This window comes from Streptomyces sp. NPDC051738, assembly GCF_044453205.1.
Taxonomy (GTDB): Bacteria; Actinomycetota; Actinomycetes; order Streptomycetales; family Streptomycetaceae; genus Streptomyces.
Map to the genome: position 1 here is coordinate 126,616 of NZ_JBITCM010000022.1, position 22,330 is coordinate 148,945.

The 22,330-nt window shown below is 71.4% G+C and carries 19 protein-coding genes, 1 tRNA gene and 2 pseudogenes; 11 read left to right on the forward strand and 11 right to left on the reverse strand.

The window, feature by feature from the left end; translation table 11 throughout:
• Positions 1–47: 47 nt before the first annotated feature.
• From ACIA8X_RS38105 to ACIA8X_RS38115, 3 genes are all read right to left on the reverse strand, one after another.
• On the reverse strand, positions 48–2,144 hold the full coding sequence (locus tag ACIA8X_RS38105; protein ID WP_393458976.1) for an FtsX-like permease family protein: 2,097 nt from the start codon (positions 2,142–2,144) through the stop codon (positions 48–50).
• Between the two features lie 130 nt (positions 2,145–2,274).
• Positions 2,275–2,958, reverse strand: a complete 684-nt coding sequence (locus ACIA8X_RS38110) for an ABC transporter ATP-binding protein (protein ID WP_393458973.1) — start codon at positions 2,956–2,958, stop codon at positions 2,275–2,277.
• Between the two features lie 20 nt (positions 2,959–2,978).
• Positions 2,979–3,350: a DUF4333 domain-containing protein gene (locus ACIA8X_RS38115; protein ID WP_393458970.1), complete on the reverse strand. Its 372-nt coding sequence runs from the start codon at positions 3,348–3,350 to the stop codon at positions 2,979–2,981.
• Between the two features lie 150 nt (positions 3,351–3,500).
• Here ACIA8X_RS38115 and ACIA8X_RS38120 point away from each other — a divergent pair, with 150 nt between their 5' ends.
• The 8 genes from ACIA8X_RS38120 to ACIA8X_RS38155 all read left to right on the forward strand — a co-directional run bounded on the left by ACIA8X_RS38120 (position 3,501) and on the right by ACIA8X_RS38155 (position 11,729).
• Positions 3,501–4,682: a sensor histidine kinase gene (locus tag ACIA8X_RS38120; RefSeq protein WP_393458967.1), complete on the forward strand. Its 1,182-nt coding sequence runs from the start codon at positions 3,501–3,503 to the stop codon at positions 4,680–4,682.
• Positions 4,683–4,790: 108 nt separating this feature from the next.
• On the forward strand, positions 4,791–5,453 hold the full coding sequence (locus tag ACIA8X_RS38125) for a helix-turn-helix domain-containing protein (RefSeq protein ID WP_393458964.1): 663 nt from the start codon (positions 4,791–4,793) through the stop codon (positions 5,451–5,453).
• Between the two features lie 45 nt (positions 5,454–5,498).
• The gene (locus tag ACIA8X_RS38130; RefSeq protein ID WP_399460225.1) at positions 5,499–6,848 is read left to right on the forward strand and encodes a M24 family metallopeptidase; all 1,350 of its coding nucleotides are present in this window, start codon (positions 5,499–5,501) and stop codon (positions 6,846–6,848) included.
• On the forward strand, positions 6,848–7,825 hold the full coding sequence (locus tag ACIA8X_RS38135; protein WP_399460226.1) for a thiamine pyrophosphate-dependent dehydrogenase E1 component subunit alpha: 978 nt from the start codon (positions 6,848–6,850) through the stop codon (positions 7,823–7,825). The genes ACIA8X_RS38130 and ACIA8X_RS38135 overlap by 1 nt, the downstream gene beginning before the upstream one ends.
• On the forward strand, positions 7,813–8,793 hold the full coding sequence (locus ACIA8X_RS38140) for an alpha-ketoacid dehydrogenase subunit beta (protein WP_399460227.1): 981 nt from the start codon (positions 7,813–7,815) through the stop codon (positions 8,791–8,793). The genes ACIA8X_RS38135 and ACIA8X_RS38140 overlap by 13 nt, the downstream gene beginning before the upstream one ends.
• A gap of 22 nt (positions 8,794–8,815) precedes the next feature.
• Positions 8,816–10,168, forward strand: coding sequence for an amidohydrolase family protein (locus tag ACIA8X_RS38145; RefSeq protein ID WP_393458952.1), 1,353 nt, complete (start codon positions 8,816–8,818; stop codon positions 10,166–10,168).
• Positions 10,165–11,040, forward strand: coding sequence for a cupin domain-containing protein (locus tag ACIA8X_RS38150; RefSeq protein WP_399460228.1), 876 nt, complete (start codon positions 10,165–10,167; stop codon positions 11,038–11,040). The genes ACIA8X_RS38145 and ACIA8X_RS38150 overlap by 4 nt, the downstream gene beginning before the upstream one ends.
• Positions 11,037–11,729 carry an SDR family NAD(P)-dependent oxidoreductase gene (locus tag ACIA8X_RS38155; RefSeq protein WP_393458946.1) on the forward strand — a complete coding sequence of 231 codons (693 nt, stop codon included), beginning with the start codon at positions 11,037–11,039 and terminating at the stop codon, positions 11,727–11,729. The genes ACIA8X_RS38150 and ACIA8X_RS38155 overlap by 4 nt, the downstream gene beginning before the upstream one ends.
• A gap of 169 nt (positions 11,730–11,898) precedes the next feature.
• Here ACIA8X_RS38155 and ACIA8X_RS38160 read toward each other — a convergent pair whose 3' ends face one another.
• Positions 11,899–12,381 (reverse strand): Dps family protein, encoded by a 483-nt coding sequence (locus ACIA8X_RS38160; protein WP_399460229.1) that lies wholly within the window; start codon positions 12,379–12,381, stop codon positions 11,899–11,901.
• Positions 12,382–12,458: 77 nt separating this feature from the next.
• Positions 12,459–13,268: an alpha/beta fold hydrolase gene (locus tag ACIA8X_RS38165; protein ID WP_399460230.1), complete on the reverse strand. Its 810-nt coding sequence runs from the start codon at positions 13,266–13,268 to the stop codon at positions 12,459–12,461.
• 185 nt (positions 13,269–13,453) lie between these two features.
• Here ACIA8X_RS38165 and ACIA8X_RS38170 point away from each other — a divergent pair, with 185 nt between their 5' ends.
• Entirely contained in the window at positions 13,454–14,641 is a 1,188-nt protein-coding gene (locus tag ACIA8X_RS38170) for a thiolase family protein (protein WP_393458937.1), read from the forward strand.
• A 64-nt stretch (positions 14,642–14,705) separates the two neighbouring features.
• Positions 14,706–15,479, forward strand: a complete 774-nt coding sequence (locus tag ACIA8X_RS38175; protein ID WP_393458934.1) for a sulfite exporter TauE/SafE family protein — start codon at positions 14,706–14,708, stop codon at positions 15,477–15,479.
• Here ACIA8X_RS38175 and ACIA8X_RS38180 read toward each other — a convergent pair.
• The 6 genes and pseudogenes from ACIA8X_RS38180 to ACIA8X_RS38205 form a co-directional block, all read right to left on the reverse strand.
• A complete protein-coding gene (locus tag ACIA8X_RS38180) occupies positions 15,465–16,277 on the reverse strand; it encodes an HAD-IIA family hydrolase (RefSeq protein WP_399460231.1) in 813 nt (270 codons plus the stop codon). The two genes, ACIA8X_RS38175 and ACIA8X_RS38180, sit on opposite strands and share 15 nt — an antisense overlap.
• Positions 16,278–16,310: 33 nt before the next feature.
• Positions 16,311–17,755, reverse strand: a pseudogene (locus tag ACIA8X_RS38185) (hypothetical protein).
• A gap of 196 nt (positions 17,756–17,951) precedes the next feature.
• A pseudogene (locus ACIA8X_RS38190) lies at positions 17,952–18,414 on the reverse strand (hypothetical protein).
• Positions 18,415–18,457: 43 nt separating this feature from the next.
• Positions 18,458–20,539, reverse strand: coding sequence for an MDR family MFS transporter (locus ACIA8X_RS38195; RefSeq protein ID WP_393458922.1), 2,082 nt, complete (start codon positions 20,537–20,539; stop codon positions 18,458–18,460).
• A 119-nt stretch (positions 20,540–20,658) separates the two neighbouring features.
• Positions 20,659–21,432 (reverse strand): precorrin-6A synthase (deacetylating), encoded by a 774-nt coding sequence (gene cobF / locus ACIA8X_RS38200; RefSeq protein ID WP_393458919.1) that lies wholly within the window; start codon positions 21,430–21,432, stop codon positions 20,659–20,661.
• 176 nt (positions 21,433–21,608) lie between these two features.
• Positions 21,609–22,124, reverse strand: a complete 516-nt coding sequence (locus tag ACIA8X_RS38205; RefSeq protein WP_393458916.1) for a DUF309 domain-containing protein — start codon at positions 22,122–22,124, stop codon at positions 21,609–21,611.
• 101 nt (positions 22,125–22,225) lie between these two features.
• Between ACIA8X_RS38205 and ACIA8X_RS38210 the strand changes: the two genes are divergently transcribed.
• Positions 22,226–22,299: transfer RNA gene (locus ACIA8X_RS38210), tRNA-Pro, on the forward strand.
• Positions 22,300–22,330: the final 31 nt, after the last annotated feature.

A 22,330-nucleotide genomic window follows, 5' to 3' on the forward strand; every position in this document is an offset into this window, starting at 1 on the left:
TCGATCATGCCCCAGGGACGCGGCCCCCGGGTGACTGCGGTCCACGGTCAGTCCGCCGTCTGTGCGGGATCGGCCGTGACCTTGCGCAGCAGCGGTCTGCTGCCGCTGATCGCCGCGAACATGGCCAGCGCGCCGATGACCACGCAGGCGGCCAGTTGCAGGGCGCCGGCGGTGTTGATGGTGGTGTCGAAGGCCTGGTTGAGGCGGTAGGAGCCGTAGACGCCCATCGCGGTGGTGCCGCCGGCAAGCACGACCAGCGGGAGGACCGTCTCGCGGATCCGGGCCCGGTCCAGCACCTTCAGCGGAGTTCCGGCCAGCCGCAGCAGCCCGTACACCCGGCGCCGGTCCAGGACGTTCGCGGCGGCGGTCAGGCCGGCCGAGGCGGTCGCGACCACGAAGCTCAACGCCAGGGTGGCGGTACTGACGTCGGAGAAGCGGGCGATGGCCGTGCGGTCGTTGGCCTGCGCGTAGTCCTGGGAGTACAGCGGCGTTCCCGACGCGGCGGGTGTGACGGCGGTGACGGCGGAGTCGATTCGCGCGGAGTCGCCGGGCGCCGCGGATCCACCGGACGCCGCGGATCCACCGGATGTCCCGGATCCGGCGGAAGCCCCGGCCCCTTCCGAAGATCCTTCGGTGACCCGGACGATCACGCCCGGCTCGCCGCCCAGCAGATTGTCGTAGTCGTCCTTCTTCCCGACAGTGACGGTGGCGTCGACGCCACCGCGGTCGAGCAGCGTACGGGCCTCGGTGGCGGTCTGCCGGGCGTGGGCCGCGGTCGTGGTGGCGATCGCGACCTGGTCGCGGTACTGCGAGGTCTCGGCGCCCAGTTGGCTGACCGTGAAGAACCCGGCCGCGAACCCGGCGAGCACCAGACCGCTGACGGTGCGCCAGGCACCGCGAGGGTCGTCGCTGAGCCGACGAGCGGCCAGCAGGGTCGCGGGGCGGCGCGCGAAGTGGCCCGCCAGCCTGCCCAGCCGGTCGACGGCCCACGGCCCGAACAGCCAGAACGCGCCGTAGAAGAGCAGGAGCAGAGCGAGCGCCGTGCGGTTCGACATGCCGCCCCCGGAGAACTGCATGATGACGAGCAGCGCCGCCGCGAACAGCGCGAGCCGGATCCAGCGGGTGCGGCGCGGGTTCGCCTGCTGGGCGACCCCCAGCGGCGAGGTCGCCACCTGGCGCAGCATCGTCACCGCGCTGACCGTGAGGAGCGCGGTGACCCCCGCCACCACGGCCGCGAGCCAGGGCAGACCCACCCACAGCTGGCTCGGGTACCAGGCCCCGAGGCCGTACGGCACCTCCGCCAGGGCGGGCAGCGACGCCACGTAGGCGAGCGCCCCCGTCAGTGCCCCGGCCGCGCCGACCACCGCGGCCTCGACGCCGGTCATGGCGAGGATCTGGCGTGGGGTCGCTCCCGCCAACCGCAGTGCGGCGAGCCGCTGTTCGCGCCGGGCCGCGCCGAGCCGTCCGGCGGCGGAGGAGAGCACGACGACGGGCATCGCCAGCAGCACCACGCCCAGCAGGGCACCACCCTGGTCCATGGCGGTGAACAGGCTCGCCTTGCCTCCGGAGAACCCGGAGATGTCGGCGCGCGCCGCCTGCCCCAGGTCGAACCAGGTGGCACCGCCCTCCGCCGCCTTCGAGACAGCCGGGTCACCAGGAGCCCGCCCGATCACGGCGACGAGTTCGTCGGGGGAGGCGAGCCCGGCGGCGCCGAGCGTGCCGTACGACGTCACCTTCGGGAAGCGGTCGGCCAGTTGACCCGGCGGCAGCTTCCGCATCAGCTCGGCGAGTGCGGGGGAGACGTACACCTCTCCCTTCTTCGGGAACGCGCTCATCCCGGGCGGGGCCGGGGTCGCCCTGCGGCCGGGCAGCTGGGCCAGCGACACGACGGTGACGGGCTCATGGCGGACGTACGTCGTGGCGAGCGCCTGGACGGCGGTGGCCTGCTGGGCCGAGACGGCGTCGGGCGTGCGCCAGGCCGTGCGGTCGGCGCGGACGTCCGAGCCGACGGTGGCGGCGATCATCACCAGCATCACGAACGCGCCGACAGCGGCGGCACCGGCCGCGAGCAGCTGGCTCTGCAGGCCGCGGCGGCCGGCGGACCTGGCGAGATGCCAGGTCAGGGGCAGGACGGGGGAACGCATGGGCAGGTCTCCGGGGGTGGTTGCGCGGTCGGGCGACCGTGGACTGGCTGTCGGTTGCGCGGTCGGGCGACCGTTTAGTGGCTGTCGGTTGCGCGGTCAGGCGACCGTGAACTGGCTGTCGATCGCGTGGTCAGGCGACCGTGTACTGGCTGTAGTTGTTGATCCGGCCGTCGCGGACCTGGAGGACTCGGTCGCAGTGGGCGGCGACGTCGGCGTCGTGGGTGACCATCACCAGTGCGGCGCCGGAGGCACGGGTGACCGAGGTCAGCAGCCGGACCACCTCCTCGCTGGTGCGCTGGTCAAGGGCGCCGGTGGGCTCGTCGGCGAAGACCACGTCCGGTTCGGCGACCAGCGCGCGGGCGATGGCGACGCGCTGGGCCTGGCCTCCGGAGAGCTGTCCGGGGCGGCGCTGCTCCAGGCTCTCCAGGCCCAGCGGCGCGAACCAGCGGCGGGCGCGGGCGACGGCCTGCCTGCGGGGTATGCCCTCCAGCATCAGAGGCAGGGCGACGTTCTCCTCGGCGGGCAGCTCCGGCAGCAACTGGCCGAACTGGAACACGAACCCGAATCGCTTACGGCGCAGGTCGCTCAGCTTGTTCTCGCCGAGCCTGTCGATTCGCTCGCCCCGCAGCAGCACCTGGCCGCCGTCGGGCCGGATGATCCCGGCGAGGGTGTGCAGCAGGGTCGACTTGCCGGACCCCGACGGGCCCATGATCGCCAGCGAGTCGCGCTCGCGGACCTCCACGTCCACCCCGGCCAGGGCCGTGGTGGAGCCGTACTTCTTGACGAGGCCGTGTCCGGCCAGGACGGTGCTCATGGTCTTGTCGTCGCCCCTTCTCAGCGCTCGAACTTCCAGGTGACGCTTCTGGCGTCGGCCTTGGTCACACGGACGGGTATGCGGACGACCTCGCTGTCGTTCTTCCTGCCGGTGCAGGTGATGGACGCGCCGGCCACGGCCTTGAGGCCGGTCGGGCAGGTGACGCCGGAGACCTGCGCGCCGACCCAGGGCAGCGGGTGATACTTGCTCTGCGTGCGGGCCGCGACGATGTTCGCCGCGAGTGCCCGGTGGCCGTCCACCGATGCCGTGCTGTGCCCGTCCAGGCCGGTCGTCGACTCGGTACCGGCGAACAGATACGTGCCGAGGCCGCCCAGCGCGACCACGGCGGTCACGCCGCCGACGCCGCCGACGAGGAACTTGTTGCGCTGCATCGGATGCTCCAGATGTCCGTGGTGAGGATGCGTCACCACCCTCGCCCGCGAGACCGGGCGCTCGCCTCGGCCATAAGGCCGGAGCCGGTGACGCTCCCCTCGGCCGAACGGCCGATACCGCCCCGCGCGGCCTCGCCTACCGTGATCGGCATGAAGTCTGCTTCTCCCCGGGGCTGCGCCCGTGGCTTCGCCGTCGGGCTCCTGCTCGCCGCCTGTGTCGTCGACGTCCTGTACGCGGGGTCCGACGGGACGAGCGTCCCGCCGACGGCGAGCCCCGTCTGGCCGACCCTGGCCGTCCTGCTGGTGGGCCTCGCCGCCGTGCTGTGGCCGGACGAGCGACGGCCCGAGTGGCTCACACCGCAGGTGCGCACCGCCGTGCCCGCCCTCGCCTCGATCCTGTACACGGCGGGCTCCCTGCTGGCCGGGGCGAAGAACCTGTTCGGTCCCGGCGAGGTCGTGATCCTGCTGTGCCTGCTGTTCATCGCGGTACGGCACTGCCCGCCGCGCTGGGCCGTGATCTGCGGCGTCCTAGACGCGGTCGCCCTGCTCCTGCTGCCGGTGCGGTACGCCCGGTCGGTGGCCGGGGACGCGCAGGCCTTCATGCTGGTCGGCCTGGTGCTGATGGGCATCTTCGTCGGGCTCGCCGTGTACCTGCGCACCATGGACTACCGGCGGACGCTCGCCGTCAGCGAGACCCGGCGCGCCGAACGCGTCGCCATCGCAGCCGACCTGCACGACTTCGTCGCCCACCATGTCACCGGGATCCTCGTGCAGACACAGATGGCCCGCATGATGGCGCAGACCCAGCCGCAGGAGCTCGACCCGGTCCTGGCCGGCATAGAGCGCGCCGCCACCGAGGCCCTCGCCTCGATGCGCCGCACCGTCGGTGTGCTGCGGGACACCGGGGACGAGGCGGCCGACCGCCGCCCGGTCGGCGACCTGGCGGGCATCGCAGAACTGGCGGACGGCTTCGCGAGCCCGGTCCAGCGGGTCACCCTGCGCCGTGACGCCGCCGTCTCCGACGATCTGCCCCACGAGGTGCAGGCCGCGGCCTTCCGCGTCGTCCAGGAGGCGCTGACCAACATCCGCCGCCACGCGGCCGACGCCTCCCACATCGAGGTCCGCCTGCGGGACGATGCCGGTCGTCTGGACGTGTCGGTGGCCGACGACGGCCGGGGCGGCACTCAGCTCCCTGTGGCCGCGCACGGCGGCGGCTTCGGCCTCGTGGGCCTGAAGGAGCGGGTGACCGCACTGGGCGGCGAACTGCACGCCGGGCCGCGGGGCGCGGTGGGGTGGGAGGTGCGGGCGGTGTTTCCCGTGGGGAAGCCTTGAGGGCCGTGATACTGCGCAGCCTCACCTACTGTTCAATGAGAGCGAACGAGAGCGAACGCACCCTGATACCTGCCCGTTCCCTGCCCGGCCTGCCGAAAGGAGCCGCCCATGCCACCCGCCGCCGTTCCGCCCGTCGGTGCGCGCATCCGGCAGGCGCGCCTGGAACGTGGGACGAGCCTGCGGGCGCTCGCCCGTGAGATCGGCATGTCGGCGAGCCTCGTCTCGCAGATCGAGAACGGCAAGAGCCAGCCCTCGGTCAGCACCCTGTACGCCATCACGACGGCCCTCGGCATCTCCGTCGAGTCCCTCTTCGACGCGGGCGAGTCCGCTGCCGTGTCCCCGGCGACTACGGCATCCGGCACGCCGCCCGGCACACTCCCCGGCACCGTCATGCACGCCCTGGCCGCCTTCGCCGCCGACCCCGGCCGCCGCATCGGCCCGCTGGTGACGCCGGGCGAGCGGGAGGTGCTGGAGCTGGACTCGGGTGTCGTATGGGAGCGTCTCGGCCATGTCCCCGGCACCGACGTGGACTTCCTGCTGGTGACGTACCGACCCGGCGGTGCCTCTTCCAGCTCCGGCGGCCTCATGCGCCACACGGGCACCGAGTACGGCTATCTGACCTCGGGCGAACTGATCCTCACCCTGGGTTTCGACGAGCACACACTGCGCCCCGGCGACGCGGTCTGCTTCGAGTCGACGACCCCGCACCGCTACCGCAATGATGGTGCTGTACCGGCCGTCGGTGTCTGGTGCGTGTTCAGTGGCACTTGACACTCGCGGCGCGCGGACGTTCACTCCGAGGTGGGGGTGGTCGCCATGGCGATCCGCACATTCGGACCCAATGCCGTCGACTGGGAAGAGCGCGTCGACCTGGACCGGCTGCGCAGACAGCGGCTGGCCCGCCTCAACGAGACCCTGAACCGCTCCGAGCTGGGCGCGGTGCTCAGCTTCGACTTCGCCAACATCCGCTACATGACCGCCACGCACATCGGCACCTGGGCGATGGACAAGCTGATCCGCTTCGCCCTGCTGGTGCGCGGCGCCGAACCGATCGTCTGGGACTTCGGCTCCGCCGCCCGCCACCACCAGCTCTACAACCCGTGGCTCGACTACAGCGACGGCAAGGAGGGCCCGCCCACCGGAGCCCGCGCCGGCATCTCCACACTCCGCGGCGCCTTCCACCCCGACGCAGGTATAGCCGAGGACGTCGCCGCGAAGATCGTCACCGAACTGGGCGCCCACGGCCTGGCCGGCGAGCCGCTCGGCATCGACGTGGCCGAGATGCCGATCCTCACCGCCCTGCGCGCCGAGGGCATCGACGTCGTCGACGGCCAGCAGGTCTTCCTGGAGGCCCGCCGCATCAAGACCCCGGACGAGATCTCCCTGCTCACCCAGGCCTGCGCGATGGTCGACGCCGCGTACGAGGAGCTGTACGGCTATCTGCGCCCCGGCGTGCGCGAGAACGAGTGCGTCGGGGTGGTCAGCAAGGTGCTGTACGACCTCGGCAGCGAGTACGTCGAGGGCGTCAACGCGATCTCCGGCGAACGCTGTTCACCGCACCCGCATGTCTACAGCGACCGCCTGATCCGCCCCGGCGACCCCGCCTTCTTCGACATCCTGCACAGCCACCTCGGCTACCGCACCTGCTACTACCGCACCTTCGCGGTCGGCAGCGCCTCCGGCGCCCAGCGCGACGCGTATGTCCGCTGCCGCGAGTACATGGACCAGGCCATCGACCTCGTCCGTCCCGGTGCCACCACCGCCGACATCGTCCAGGTCTGGCCGCGCGCCGAGGAGTTCGGCTTCGCCGACGAGACGGCCGCCTTCGCGTTGCAGTACGGCCATGGAGTCGGCCTGTCGATCTGGGAGAAGCCGATCTTCAGCCGACTGGTCTCCCTCGACCACCCCGAAGTCCTCGAAGAGGGCATGGTGTTCGCCCTGGAGACCTACTGGCCCGCCGCCGACGGCTGGTCCGCCGCCCGGATCGAGGAGGAACTGGTCGTCACCGCCGACGGCTGCGAGGTCATCACCAAGTTCCCGGCGGAGGAACTGCTGGTGGCGGGCCGCAAGTACTGGACGGTCGGCGGCGAACTCAACACCCGGCGCGAAGCGCAGTCCCACCTCAACACATCCCGCAACACCCCCCGCGACAACGGGGCACGCTGATGGAACCGGCCGAACTCCTCGCCGCCTACGAGCAGATGACCGTCATCCGCCGTACGGAGAAGGCCGCCCACGACCTGTTCCTCCAGGGCCTGGTCAAGGGCACGACGCATCTCGCCGCCGGACACGAGGCCATCGCCGTCGGCGCGAGCGCCGCCCTGCGCCCCGACGACTACGTCTTCGCCACCTACCGCGGCCACCACCACGCCATGGCGCGGGGCGCGTCCCCCGAGGAGTGCCTGGCCGAACTCATGAGCCGGGCAACGGGGTTGTGCAAGGCCAAGGGCGGCTCCATGCACCTGACCAAGGCGTCCACCGGCATGCTCGGCTCCTACGCCATCGTCGGCGCACACCTCCCCATGGCGGCGGGGGCCGCCTGGTCGGCCAGGCTGCGCGGCACCGACCAGATCGCGGTCGCCTTCTTCGGCGACGGCGCCACCAACATCGGCGCCTTCCACGAGGCGCTCAACCTGGCCGCCGTATGGAAGCTGCCGGTGCTGTTCGTCTGCGAGAACAACCTGTACATGGAGTACACGCCGATCGCCGACGTCACGGCGGTGGCCCGGCCCGCGGCCGACCGGGCGCCGTCGTACGGCATCCCGGGCGAGGTCGTGGACGGCAACGACGTGGTCGTCGTCGAGGAGGCGGTGGCCCGCCTCGCGGCGCGGGCCCGGGCAGGAGACGGGCCCGCACTGCTGGAGGCGCGGACCTACCGCCACTTCGGACACAGCCGCGCCGATCCGGCGACCTACCGTCCGGCCGAGGAGGTCGAACGCTGGCTGAAGCACGACCCGTTGGACCTGGCACGCGGGCGGCTGATCGAGTCGGGGGTGCCCGAGGCCGTCGTCAGGGAGGCGGACGAGCGCGCGACGACCGTCGTACTGAAAGCCGTTGAGGCCGCGAAGGCCGCGCCGCCGCCCGATCCGGACGAGGCGATGACCGACGTATGGGCGGACGGAGGTGCGGCGTGGCGGACGTGATCAGCTACCGGGACGCGGTCGCCGAGGGCATCGCGCGGGAGATGCGGCGCGATCCGTCCGTGGTGTGCCTGGGCGAGGACATCGGCGAGGCCGGTGGGGTGTTCAAGACGACCGTGGGGCTGTTCAAGGAGTTCGGGCCCGAGCGGGTGTGGGACACGCCCATCTCCGAACAGGCCATCGTGGGGGCCGCGATGGGCGCGGCGATGACCGGGATGCGGCCCGTCGCCGAGATCATGTTCTCCGACTTCCTGGCCTGTTGCTGGGACTACCTCGCCAACGAGATCCCCAAGGTGCGGTACATGACGGGCGGTCAGGTCACCGTCCCGCTCGTGGTGCGCACCGCCAACGGCGGCGGGCTCGGCTTCGGCGCCCAGCACTCGCAGGCCACCGAGAACTGGGCGTTCACGATCCCCGGGCTGAAGATCGCCGCACCGGCGACCCCCGCCGACGTGATCGGCATGATGGCGGCGGCGATTCGCAGCGACGACCCGGTCGTCTTCTTCGAGCACAAGGGGCTCCTCGCCTCCAAGGGCGCGTCTCCGCCCGGGGACCACGTCGTCGAGCTGGGCCGTGCCGCCGTCGTCCGCGAGGGCGCCGACGTCACCCTCGTCGCGCTCGCCTCGATGGTGCCGGTGGCGCTGAAGGCCGCCGAGCTGCTGTCCGGTGAGGGCATCGAGGCGGAGGTCGTCGATCTGCGCTGCCTGGTGCCGCTGGACGTCACCACCGTGCTGGCCTCGCTCGGGCGGACCTCGCGGCTCGTCACCGTCGAGGAGAACCCGTACCAGGGCGGCTGGGGCGCCACGCTCGTCTCGGTCGTCGCCGACGAGGGGTTCGGCCTGCTGGACGCACCCCTCAGGCGGGTGGCGGGGGAGTGCGTCCCGCTGCCGTTCGCCGACGCACTGGAGGAGCGCGTGATCCCCACCGTCGACAAGGTCGTGGCGGCCGTACGTGGACTCGCCGCCTACTGAACACCCCATGGGAGGAAGGGCGATGAGCAATCGGATACTCCTGCGCGGCGGTCATGTGCTGTCGATGGACCCCGGTATCGGGGAGCTGCCCCAGGGCGACGTCCTCATCGAGGACGGCAGGATCGCCTCCGTGGAGCGCGAGATCAGCGCCGACGCGGACGTGCTCGACATGACCGGCCGGATCGTGATCCCCGGCTTCGTCGACACCCACCGCCACACCTGGGAGGCGTCCATCCGGAACGTCGCCCCCGACGCCACCCTGGACGACTACTTCGTCGACATCCTCGACACCTTTGCACCGCTGTACACCCCGGAGGACGTGTACGCGGCCAACCTCGCGGGCTCGCTGGAGTGCCTGAACGCCGGCATCACCACCCTCGTCGACTGGTCGCACATCAACAACACGCCGGCGCATCCGGACGCCGCGATCCAGGGCCTCACGGAGGCCGGTATCCGCGCCCAGTACGCGTACGGCAGCGCCAACACCTCGCTCGCCGACTACTGGTTCGAGAGCAAGATCGCGATCCCGGGCGACGACGTACGACGGATCCGCGGCACCCACTTCTCCTCCGACGACGGCCTGCTGACCATGGCGCTGGCCACTCGCGGCCCCGGCTTCTGCCTGGGCGACGTCGTCACCGCCGAGTGGGCCCTCGCCCGTGAGCTGGACATCCCGATCACGGTGCATGTGGCGATGGGCCGGCTGGCGGGCCGCTTCGGCATGGTCAAGCAGCTGAACGACCTGGGGCTCCTCGGCGCCGACACCACCTACATCCACTGCTGCTACTTGAGCGAGGAGGAGTGGCAGATGGTCGCCGACAGCGGCGGTACGGTGTCGATCGCGCCGCAGGTCGAGGCGCAGATGGGGCACGGCTGGCCACCCGTGATGAAGGCCATCGAGTTCGGACTGCGGCCGTCGCTCAGCATCGACGTCGTCACCACCGTACCCGGCGACATGTTCACCCAGATCCGCGCGGCCTTCGGCGCCGAGCGGGCCCGGGTCAACGCGGACTGCTGGAAAGCCAATCTCCCCGTTCCCGACACCATGTTGACGGCACGTCAGATGCTGGCGATCGCGACGCGCAACGGCGCACACGTCGCGGGTCTGGAGGACCGCACCGGCTCCCTCACCCCCGGCAAGCGCGCCGACGTCGTCGCCATCGACGCCACCGCCCTCAACGTCGCTCCGGTACACGATGCGGCGGCCGCGGTGACGCTGTCCGCGGACGTCTCCAACGTCGACACGGTCATCGTCGACGGAGTGATCCGCAAGCGCGACGGCAGGCTGCTGGCCGACGTCGACCGGGCCCTGCGGCTGGTCCAGGAGTCCCGCGACCGGCTGCTGGCCGCGAAGGAGGCGAAGAGCGCCGCATGACCCGACACCTGGTGCGCCGGGCCGCCGACGTCCCGAAGCCGCCGTACGACGAACTGGGCCATCGGCGGCGGGAGTTGGTGGGCGAAAGCGACGGCAGCGTCCACACCGGCTTCGGCCTGTGCGAGATCCGGCCCGACGGCCGGGTCGCCGCGCATGTGCACTCGTACGAGGAGAGCCTCCAGGTGCTCGACGGGGCCGTGATCCTCGACGTGCCCGAGGGGTCGTACCTCCTCGAAGAGGGGGACTACGGCCTCCTCCCGACCGGCGTCCCGCACGCCTGGCGCGGCACCGGGGACACGGGCGGGCGCTGGGCCGACATGCTCGCGCCGGTGCCGCGCGCCCGCTACGGGCACGACACCCAAGCCGTGCCGGCGCTGCCCGAGCGCGACCCCGTCCGCATCGACGTCCGCGACCCGCGCACCCGGTCCTTCGGCCACTTCGAACCGGCACAGATGGACCCCGGCAAGCAGTCGCAGGACCTGCTCGCGGTGTCGGCGAGCATGCGCACCGCGCTGCTCGTGTACAGCGGGATCACCGTGAAGATGATGGTCGACAGCGACCTCGGCGCGGTCGCCTCGACGATGTTCATGGTGCAGTACGCCCCCGACGGCGTCGCGGGCACGCACGATCACCCCTTCGAGGAGACGTACCTGATCCTGGCGGGCGTCGTGGACGCCACCTTCGACGGTGAGCGGTATCGGCTTGTGCCCGGTGACGTCGCCTGGGCGGGGGCGGGATGCGTGCACGGATTCGCCAACGCGGGTCAGGGGCCGGTGCGTTGGCTGGAGACCCAGGCACCGCAGCCGCCGCCGCGCCACTCCTACCGGTTCACGAGGGACTGGGAGTACCTGAGGGAGGCCCTGGAGTCATGAGCAGTGTGGTGGTCGTCGGCGGGACGTCCGGGATCGGCCGCGAGTTCGCCCGCCTGCGCGCGGGGCGGGGCGACGAGGTGGTGCTCACGGGCCGGGACGCGCATCGCGCCGACACGGTGGCGAAGGAGGTCGGCGCCGCGCAGGGCATCGCCCTGGACCTCTCGCGGCCTCATGAGATCGCCGGCGCGCTGGCCGGGGTCGGGCGGGTGGACCACCTGGTGATCGCGGGCATCTCACGGGACGAGAACCGGGTCGCCGAGTACGACATCGACGCCGCCTTGCGACTCGTCACCGTCAAGCTCGTCGGCTACACCGAGGTCGTGCATGCTCTGCGGCCCCGGCTGCACGACGACAGCGCGATCGTGCTGTTCGGCGGTCAGGCCAAGGAGCGCCCCTACCCCGGGGCGACGACAGTCGCGACCGTCAACGCGGGGGTGCGCGGTCTGGTGAACACCCTCGCCGTCGAGTTGGCGCCCGTGCGGGTCAACGCCGTGCATCCCGGGGTCGTGGGCGACAGTCCGCACTGGGCGGGCAGGCCCGAGGAGGTGCTGGCGGGATTGCGCGCCAGGACGCCCATCGGACGGCTCGCCACGATGGCGGACGTCGTGGACGCGGTGGACTTCCTGCTGCGCAACCGGTCCGTCAACGCGGTCGAACTCGCCGTGGACGGTGGGTGGTTGCTCGGCTGAGCGGGGGGAGTGGGTCAGGGAGGTGTGAGCGGGGGCGCGAGGCAGGCAGGTGTGAGTGGGGTGTGGGCAGGGAGGCGAGGGTCAGCGCTTGAGGCCCTGCCCTCGCGTACGGCGAGATCTTCTCCCCGACCGCCTCGCCGAGCGAGCCCCGCGCCGACACGCCTCCTGTTCACTCGCCGCGCGGCCAGTTCTCCGCGTCGAACATCCAGCGCTGCTTCTCCAGCTCGCTGGTGATCCCGATCAGCAGGTCCTGCGTCACCGGGTCGGGCTCGGCGGTCGCCTCGATGCGTTCGCGCAGCCGTCCGATGGCCGTCTCCAGCGTGTCCACGATCAGCTGGACGACCTCGGTGTCGCGCACCCAGCCCTCCTTGGGGCCGGGCAGCGTGTAGGCGGCGGCGATGGTCTCCGGCCGGCCGTCGGGCGGGACGCCGAGCGCGGCGGAGCGCTCCGCGACCGTGTCTGCGAACGTGCGGGCCACCGACACCACGTCGTCGAGTTGGAGGTGGATCGAGCGGAAGCGCGGGCCCACGATGTTCCAGTGCGCCTGCTTCCCGATCAGTGAGAGCCCGAGAAGATCGACGAGAGTGCTCTGCAAGGCGTCTCCGGCCACCCGGCGGGCCGACTCGGGGAGCGTGCTCTTGATGACAGTCATACCGAGCTCCTCCTTCTGGCTGCTTGCTCCACGCCGGCGCGGGTGCCCAGGGCGAACCGGGGCAAACGCGACGCGTCTCACTGTGCGAGCACGCCGTCCAGGAAGCGGATGACGTCCGCGAACACGTCCGCCTTGTTCGTCTCGTGGAACACCTCGTGCCGGGCACCCGCATACACGCGCTCGGTCAGCTCCTCCCCGCGCAACTCCTCGATGCCGGTGCGACTGCCGAGCAGTGGGACCAGGCGATCACCGTCGCCGTGCAGCCACAGCAGCGGCACCCGCCCGATGCCGCCGTCCTTGGACACGGTGTCCAGCATCCGCGCGAACGCCTCCACCGTCGGCCGCTTCATCGGGCCGTGCCAGACCAGCGGATCCGCCGCGTACGCCGCGCCCGCCTCGGGGTCGCGGGAGAGGGCGGCCGGGCTGATGGGGGTGTCGGGGATCGCGTCGAGGGCGAGCAGCCGCCGGGGCAGTTCCCAGTCGCCGATCACGGGCCCGGACAGCACCAGGGCGGTGAGCGTGTCGCCGTGGAGCTGTGTATACCGGGCCGCGATCAGACCGCCCATGGAGTGCCCGATCATGACGACCGGTACGCCCGGATGCGCGGCCCGGGCCAGTGCGGCGACGGCGTGCACATCGGCGACCACGTCCTCGAAGTCCTCGATCACCACCCGCTCGCCCGCCGACCTTCCGTGCCCCAGGTGATCGGGCCCGAACACGGCCGCACCGTGCGCGACCAGGGCACGCGCGACCTCGGCGTACCGGCCGGCGTGCTCTCCGTAGCCATGGATCACCAGCGCGAGGTACCGGGGCCGGGGATGCGGCCATTCGCGGACGGCGATCGAACCCCGGCTTCCTTCGAGGACGTGCTCGCGGGCGTCGGTCATGGCTCCTCGTCTCCTCCGGCTGCTTGGGCGGGGTTCCCGGGATCTTCCCAGGGTGCTGTGGGTCGGTCTATAGTCCAAAACTAGCGGTGCTAATTAATGGTGTGCTGATTCAGATAGTGGTGTGCTGATTCAGAGGCGCCGATCCACGGGCGCCGATTCGAAACTGCCCGGTCAGGAGACCTGTCGTGCGTCCCGTCCACTTCGCGGCCGCCCGCCGCACCCCCATCGGCAAACTCCGCGGAGCGCTGTCGTCGGTACGGCCCGACGACCTCGCCGCGACCGTGATCCGGGGCCTCGTCGCGGATGTGCCCGCGCTGGATCCGGCGCGCATCGACGACGTGTACTGGGGCGCCGCCAACCAGGCCGGCGAGGACAACCGCAACGTCGCCCGCATGGCCGCGCTGCTGGCCGGACTGCCCGAGTCGGTCCCCGGCGCCACGGTGAACCGCCTGTGCGCGTCCGGACTGGAGGCGGTGACGACCGCGGCCCGTACCATCGCGGCCGGCGAGGCCGACATCGTGCTCGCCGGCGGTTCCGAGTCGATGAGCCGCGCCCCCTTCGTCCTGCCCCGCCCCGACGAGGCGCTGCCCCACCGCATCGAGACCGTCGACACCCGGCTCGGCTGGCGCCTGGTCAACCCGGCGATGAAGGAACTGCACGGGCTGCTGGCCATGGGCGAGACGGCCGAGGAGGTCGCCGAGCGGTACGGCGTCCCGCGCGAGCGGCAGGACGAGTTCGCGCTGCGCAGCCACCAACGGGCCGCCGACGCCCGCAAATACGGCCACTTCGACGACGAGATCCTGCCGGTGCGGCGCCCCGACGGGGTGCTGGTCGACAGCGACGAATGCGTCCGCGAGGACACGTCGTACGAGAAGCTGTCCCGGCTGAAACCGGTGTTCCGCGCAGGCGGCACCGTCACCGCGGGCAACGCCTCACCGATGAACGACGGTGCGGCCGGACTGCTCCTGGTCAGCGAGGAGGCCCTGAACGAACTGGGCCTGGAGTCCCTCGGCCGCTACGTCGCCGGGGCCTCGGCCGGTGTCCACCCCGACGTCATGGGCATCGGCCCGGTCCCCGCCACCCGCAAGGTCCTCGCCCGCGCCGACTGGACGATCGCCGACCTCCAGGAGGCCGAGTTCAACGAGGCGTTCGCCGCACAGGCACTCGCGTGCGTGGACCAGCTCGGCATCGATCCCGACCTGGTCAACGCGAGCGGCGGCGCGATCGCACTGGGGCATCCACTGGGCTGCTCGGGCGCACGGATCCTCACGACGTTGCTGCATCGGATGCGGCGGACGGGGGCGGAGCGGGGACTGGCCACCATGTGTGTGGGGGTGGGGCAGGGGAGCGCGGTGCTGGTGGAGCGGCACTAGCACTCCCGACTGGCGAGACGGTCCTTACCAGTACCTGTTGTCTGCACATACCATCGGTCTCCGCATGGACACGATGAACCTCTGGCACATAACAGGCTGGGAATTCGCCGCGCTCGCCTTCGCGGCCCTGCTCGTCGGCTTCTCCAAGACGGCCGTGAGCGGGGCCAACACGGTCAGCCTGGCGATCTTCGCCGCCGTACTGCCCGCCCGCGCCTCCACCGGCGTCCTCCTGCCGATCCTGATCGCCGGTGACGTGCTCGCCGTCCTCACCTACCGACGGCACGCCCACTGGCCCACGCTGTGGCGGCTGTTCCCCGCGGTCGCGGCCGGCGTCGTCTTCGGCACGCTGTTCCTGGTGTGGGCGGACGACGGGATCGTCCGTACGTCGATCGGCGCGATCCTGCTGATGATGGCGGCCGTGACGGTGTGGCGCCGCCGCACGGCCGAGAAGGAGGCGGAACCGGACGCGGTCGGCACCCGCACAGGCCGGGTCAAGGCCCGCTCCTACGGCGTCCTCGGCGGCTTCACCACGATGGTCGCCAACGCGGGCGGCCCCGTGATGTCGATGTACCTGCTGTCGGCCGGCTTCCGCAAGCTCGGCTTCCTGGGTACCTCCGCCTTCTTCTTCCTGATCGTCAACGTCTCCAAGGTGCCCTTCAGCGCCGGTCTTGGCCTCATCGACGGCCCCTCGCTCCTGCTCGACGCCGCCCTCGTGATCTTCGTCGTACCCGGTGCGCTGATCGGAAGATGGGCCGTGGACCGGATCAACCAGCGGCTGTTCGAGCAGCTCGTCATCGCGGCGACGGTCGTGGGCGGCCTGCAGCTACTGCTGCGCTGATTCCCGCAGGTCCCCCAGCAGCGTCGGCAGATCGGCGAATGAGTCGATCACATGGTCGGGCGTGCCGCTCGCCGCCCGATGGGTCTCGGGCAGGTACTTCCCGGTCCTGACGAGCACCCCCGTGACCCCGGCCCGCTGGGCGGCCAGCACGTCCGACTCGATGTCGTCACCGACCATCACCGCCTCCCGTGCACCGACCCCCACATGAGCCAGTGCCGCCTCGAAGAACGCGGCCGAAGGCTTCCCCGTGATCTCCGCCTCTACCCGCGCGGCCTTCTCCAGACCGACCAGGAACGCGCCGGTGTCGAGCTGCAACCCCTCGTCCGTCCGCCAGTACAGATTCCGGTGCATGGCCACCAGCCGCGCCCCGCGCTGCACCTGCCCGAAGGCCTGGTTGAGCGCCGCGTAGTCGAACTCGGGCCCGGCACCCCCGACGACCACGACGTCCGCGACGGCGTCGTCGCCCTCGTCCTCACCGACCACGGTCACCCCGCCCAGATCCTCCCCGATGTCCCCGCTGTTCAGCAGCGCACACCGCGCGCCCGGACAGTGCTCGGCGAGATACGCGGCGGTGACGGCGGGCGCGGTCAGGATGTCCTCGGCGGACACCGGGAACCCCGCCTCCGCCAGCACCCGGGCGATCGACGCCCGCGTCCGCGACGTCGTGTTCGTCACCAGCGCGACACCGAGACCGGCCGCGCGGATCTCCCGCAGCGCCTCGACCGCCCCGGGCAGCGGCCGCCACGAGACGGTGAGGACCCCGTCGATGTCGATGAGGAGGGCACGCACGGATCCCATGCCAGGACGATAGACCGGTCCGGCCGACCTCGCTCAGGGAGCGATCCCGACACCCTCGATCCCGCTCCATGCCCGCTCCTGACCTGCCGTCATGGCCGGCCATCGCAGCCCGCCCGGCCGCGGCTCGACGCGTGAGGCGTACGGACCCGGGCGGAAGCCGGCGTCGTAGAAGCAGCCGGTGCCGTACGTCTCGTCGAATCCGCCGCACGACGCGGCCACCGACGTCGCCGTGGGCTTCTTCCCCTTGCGCACCCACGTGTCCAGGGCGGCGACGGACGCGGCGTACTCGGCATCGCTCAGCTCACTGTGCTCGCGCTCCCGAGTGAACGTCTGCACCAGGTGCCCCGCCCGACCGGCCCCGCGCAACGTGGCCCGGTACGCCGCCTCGTGCTCCACGAACGCCGTCGGATCGTCGATCGCGTGCAGCGTCAGCACCGGGACCTTGCCGGTGAGATCGCTGTCGTAGGACAGATCCCGTACGGCCGTCGGGTCCGCGGCGAACCGCTCGACACCGGCGTTGAGCGCCTCGTCGTCGTGCGACCCGGAGTACCGGACGCCCCGGTTGCCGAACGGGTTCCGGCCCCCGAGGCGGTCGTGCACGATGTCCCGGAACGTGAAGGTCGCGAACCGCAGATGCGACTCCAGCGTCGCTCCGGGATCCTCGTGACCGCCAGGATGTCGTCGAGGTTGCGCTGCTGCGGCGCGGTCCGCTCCTCGGGCGCCGACGCGTAACCGGTGCACTCCTGCAACCGGGCGCGCAGTCCGGCGGCCGTCATGGTCGAGCCGGCCCGCAGCCCCTGCCACAGCGGGTACTGCGGCTCGGTCGGACGAGGGTGGTTGCCGCAGTAGTACTGGTAGACGACGCGCAGGTCGACGCGGTAGTCGTAGCCCCGCGAGCCACCGGCGAGGACGCCGTTGGTGAGCAGCGCCCCGTCGTACGCCCCGCGCCGCCCGCCGTAGGTCTCGACGACCTTCGCGGCGACGTTCCCGCCCCACGACTGGCCGTGCGCATACGTCCGCCGCGGCTCGCCGAACTCCGCGACGAACAGCCGGCGCACGCTCTCGGTGTCGGCGGCGGCCATCCGCGTCCCGTAGCCGCCGCGGCGGTACGACGAGCCCGCCCAGGCGTAGCCCTCCTTCACCATCACCGACCAGCGGCCCAGGTCGTCGAGGCTGCGGGCGGGATCGGAGCCCGCACCGAGATCGGGCCCGCCGTGGGCGTGCACGACGAGGGAACGGTTCCAGTCGTCGGGCACGGCTATCGCGTAGTAGGCGCCGTTGGCGTCGAGGCCGCTGTAGCAACTGGCCTGACCGACCAGATCGGCGGGACATTCGGCAGGCGCCGGTCCCCCCGCCGGTCTCGACTCACCTCGGGCGTTCGAGGCACCGACGAGGAAGCCGACGGCGAGGACCCCGGCCAGCACGGCTGCCAGCGCCGTACGCCGCTGAGGAGCCGGTGAAACAGACCTGCGGATCACTGCGTGCGTTCTCGTCCAGTCCAAGACGCTGCTCCTCGTCCTCGTCGGCGCGTCGTCGAGCCGTGCGCCGCGATGCTAGGGAGCGACGGGGGGAGGAACCACGATCTGATCGTTGTGTTCATAGTGTTCGCCGGAGACGGCGTTCGGAGACGGCGTTCGGACTCGCCACGACGTCTCTCTCGGGGGCAGCTCGGCCTCAGCGTGTGACGACCGAGGCGCGGATGCGGTCGATGGCGCGCAGAACCTCGTCGCGGTTCTTCGCCTGCTTGATCCAGGCGGGCAGACGGGCGACGTAGGTCATCTTCCGACCGTGCTCGTCAGGGCCGCCGCTCCCGCAGCGATGCGGCCACGAACCGCCTGAGCAGGTCCAGATGTTCGAGGTTGTAGGCCCACACCTCTCCGTGCCTGGTCTCGGTCCGGAGCCACAGAACCGGGTGGACACACCGTCCCTCGCCGCGCGACGAGTCCCGCGCAAGGCCGCAGGACCCGCAGACGAGACGCCGTCGCGAGTACGACGCGCCGTGGGCGTCCGGAGCGTCGGCGGGCCGCATGTCGTAGTGAGCCATGCCATCGCAGCGCGGGCAGCGCACCAGCATCGAGTCGGCGAACTCGTACAACTCGCTGAGGGGATCGCGGAATCGCACCGGCTCGGCAGACATGCCGCGAGTATCACAGCGGACCGCCCCGCGGCGCACCCGGGTTTCAGCGCGACTCGCTCAGCGCCGGCTCCTTCGCCCGGCCGGGCAGCCCCTCGGTCAGGTCCTCGATCAGCAGGCGTTTGGCGATCGTGTGGACCGCGGCGCGCAGGTCCGTGCAGGGAGGGCTGCCGATGTCGTCGTGCACCCGTTGTTCGAGCCAGGCGCCCCACGCCCTGCCGATGACCTCGGCCTCCTGGGCGCCCGCCGCGGTGTGGGAGAGGAGGGAGCCGTCGCGGGTGAGGTAGCCCTCGTCGACCATGCGGTCGAAGATCGGCAGGAGTACTTCCGGGGGCATGCGGCGGCGCGCCGCGATCATGCCGAGGTTCGCGTGGCCGACCAGGCGCGTCAGCAGCTCGACCTGGAACTCCGCCCAGGCGCCGGCCACGTCGAGGCCGGTGTCGGAGTCGGCGATGATGCGGCGGGCGGTGTCGGCCCCCAGGCCGCCGATGATCTTCCCGACGGACGTCTCCAGCACCCGCTGGGCGTGGGCGTCGTGCGGTGAGGCGAACCCGTCGCCCATGTCGGTGGACCCCATGCGCGCGCTGTCGCGCAGCGGCACCTGTTTGAGGAACAGGGAGACCACGAAGCCGACCGCCGCGACCGGCACCGTCCACAGGAAGACGGTCTGGAGCGTGTGGGCGTAGGCCTCGACGATCGGGGCGGCGACGTCCGACGGGAGCGCGTGCAGGCCCTCGGGGCTGGTCGCGGCCCGGGAGACGGCAGCCGGATCGACGCCGGTGCCTGTGCGTGCGGCTTCCGCGACGGCCGCGGTCAGGTTGGGGGCGAGCGTGTTGGTGTAGATCGTGCCGAAGACGGCCGTGCCGAACGAACTGCCCAGCGTACGGAAGAAGGTGACCCCGGAGGTCGCGGTCCCCAGGTCGGCGTAGACGACGGTGTTCTGCACGGCGATCGTCAGGACCTGCATGCACAGGCCGATGCCCGTGCCGAACACGAACATGTACAGCGACTCCAGCCAGGCGTTGGACGGCGGCCCCATGAGGGACATCAGGTACAGCCCGACCGCCATCACCACAGAGCCGACGATCGGGAAGACCCGGTACGTGCCGGTCTTGCTGACCACGTTGCCGCTGAACACCGACGCGATGAGCAGCCCCACCACCATCGGCAGCGTCCGCACGCCCGAGATCGTGGCCGAGTCGCCGTCGACGTACTGCAGATAGGTCGGCAGATACGTCATCGCCCCGAGCATGGCGAAGCCGACGATGAAGCTGAGCACGGAGCAGACGGTGAAGACCGGGTTGGCGAACAGCCGCATGGGCAGCATCGGTTCGGCCGCCCGTGTCTCCGCCCAGCAGAACAGGCCGAGCGCGATCGCACCGCCGACGAACAGACCGACGATGACGCCGGAGCCCCAGGCGTACTCGTTGCCACCCCAACTGGTCGCCAGAATCAGCGCGCTGGCGCCGACCGCGACCAGCCCGATGCCCAGATAGTCGATGATGGGCCGGGCGGCCGACTTGACCACGGGGATGGTCCGGGCGGCCGCGATGACGACGATGATCGCGATCGGGACATTGACGTAGAACGCCCAGCGCCAGGTGAGATGGTCGGTGAACAGCCCGCCCAGGAGCGGCCCGATCACCGTCGCCACACCGGACACCGCGCCGATCGCGCCCTGGTACTTGCCGCGCTCCCGGAGCGGGATGACGTCCGCGATCAACGCCATCGCCGTCACCATCAGACCGCCGGCCCCGACCCCCTGCATCGCCCGCCAGACGATCAGCAGCGTCATGTTGGAGGCCAGACCGCACAGGAACGAGCCCGTGATGAACACGATCGCGGAGACCTGGAAGACCACCTTGCGGCCGAACATGTCGCCGAACTTGCCGACCAGGACCGTCGCGACGGTCTCCGCGAGCAGGTACGACGTCACCACCCACGACATGTGCTCGGCGCCGCCCAGGTCCGACACGATCGTCGGCAGAGCCGTGCCCACGATCGTCTGGTCGAGGGCCGCGAGCAGCATCCCCAGCATGATCGTCACGAAGACGACATTGCGGCGACGCTTGTCCAGCACGGGTGGCTGGGAGGCGGCGGGCGGGGCGGATTCCTCGGCGAGCGTCACGGCCCCACGATCACAGCGGTGCGGTGGCGACGCATGCGGGAACGGTTCGCTCGGGTGCCGCACGGTTGCGCCCACCCAGGGACGCGTCCCTACCGCTCCTTACGGCTCCCTCGGGTTCCTTACTGCTCCTTGGGGTTCCTGCGCAGCAGATACGTGTCCATGATCCAGCCCTTGCGCTCACGCGCCTCGGCACGCAGCCGCTCGATCCGGGGCGCGGCCTCGGCGATCGGGCCCGAGGCGAGGATCTCGTCCGGCGTGCCGATGTACGCACCCCAGTAGATGTCGATGTCCTGGTCGGCGTACCGCCGGAAGGTCTGATGGGCGTCGAGCATCACGACCACGTCGTCCACGCCCTCGGGGAAGCCCTCGGCCAGTCGCCGTCCGGTCGTGATCTGCACCGGCCGGGCGATCCGGTTGAGCCCCGTCCGATGCCGGGCGACGAGCGCGGAGACACTGCTGATGCCGGGCACGACGTCGTAATCGAAGGCGACCGCGCCCTTGTCCAGGACCTCCTCCAGGATCCCGAGCGTGCTGTCGTACAGCGCGGGATCACCCCACACCAGGAACGCGCCCGTCTCGTCCTCGCCCAGTTCCTCGGCGATCATCCGCTCGTAGATCACGGCGCGGGCACTGCGCCAGTCCCCGACGGCGGGGGAGTAGGCGGCACCGCCCGCGGACCGGTCCCGCTCCGGGTCCCGCGCCTCCACGATCCGATACGTCCCGTCCGGTATGTGCGCGTCCAGCATGTCCCGGCGCAGCTGCGTGAGGTCCGCCTTCACCTCGCCCTTGTCGAGGATGAAGAAGACGTCCGTACTCCGCAGCGCCCTGACCGCCTGCAGCGTCAGCTGCTCGGGGTCGCCCGCTCCGATACCGATGACATGAATCTTTCGCACACCCCGAGTCTGCCGCACGCCACTGACAACGCGGGCATCGCGTCCGAGGCCGGGGCACGTTTGCGAGTGCCAGGCCGCTCCCTCGGGGCCAGTGCCAGGCCAGGGCCAGGATCCGGGTCGGGGTCGGGGTCGGGGCCGAGGCCAGGGTCAGGCCGAGGTCGGGGCCGCGTCCGCCCTCACCCCCGCAGCCGCGGCGCCCGTGCCCTCGCGTCCACGGCCTCGGCGTCCCGCTCCACGTCCCCCGCGACCGACCGAGCCCACCCGGCGAGCCCGCCCAGGTCCATCCCGTACGGCTGCGCGCGCCCCGACGCCGACGCCCACTCCTCGACCGCCCCGGCCCCGCGCCGCAGCAGCCGCGCCCCGCCCGTCACATTGCCCCGGGCCGCGTGGGTGAGGCCCACCGCGAGCTGCGCGAGGCCCCGCCACAGGGCCCGCTCCTCATCGGGCCCCGTCTTCCAGGCGTCCTCGAAGACCTCGTGTGCGTGGAAGGGCTTCCCCGCGTCGAGCAGCTCCTGTGCCTCCGCGACGCTCTGCTCGGGGGTGCGTACGACACCCTCGGGCTGCCGCTCCACACCCTCCGCGCCGTAGGGCAGGGGTCGCCCGAGCCCGTCCCGCGGTCGGGCGTTGCGTGCCCGCCCCTCGTTGTCCCGGTCCCGCGCGTCGGCCTGCCTGCCTGAGGATGTACTGCCCATACGTCGATTGTCCCGCCCTGCCCGGGCCCTCTGCGAAGCGGCCCCCGACGTGGGGTAAAGTGCTGTTTGCGCGATCACGCGGTTCACCGCGCGAGACGCACCGGGACGTGGCGCAGCTTGGTAGCGCACTTGACTGGGGGTCAAGGGGTCGCAGGTTCAAATCCTGTCGTCCCGACGGTGCGAAGGGTCTTCGCAGGCAGCAGCCT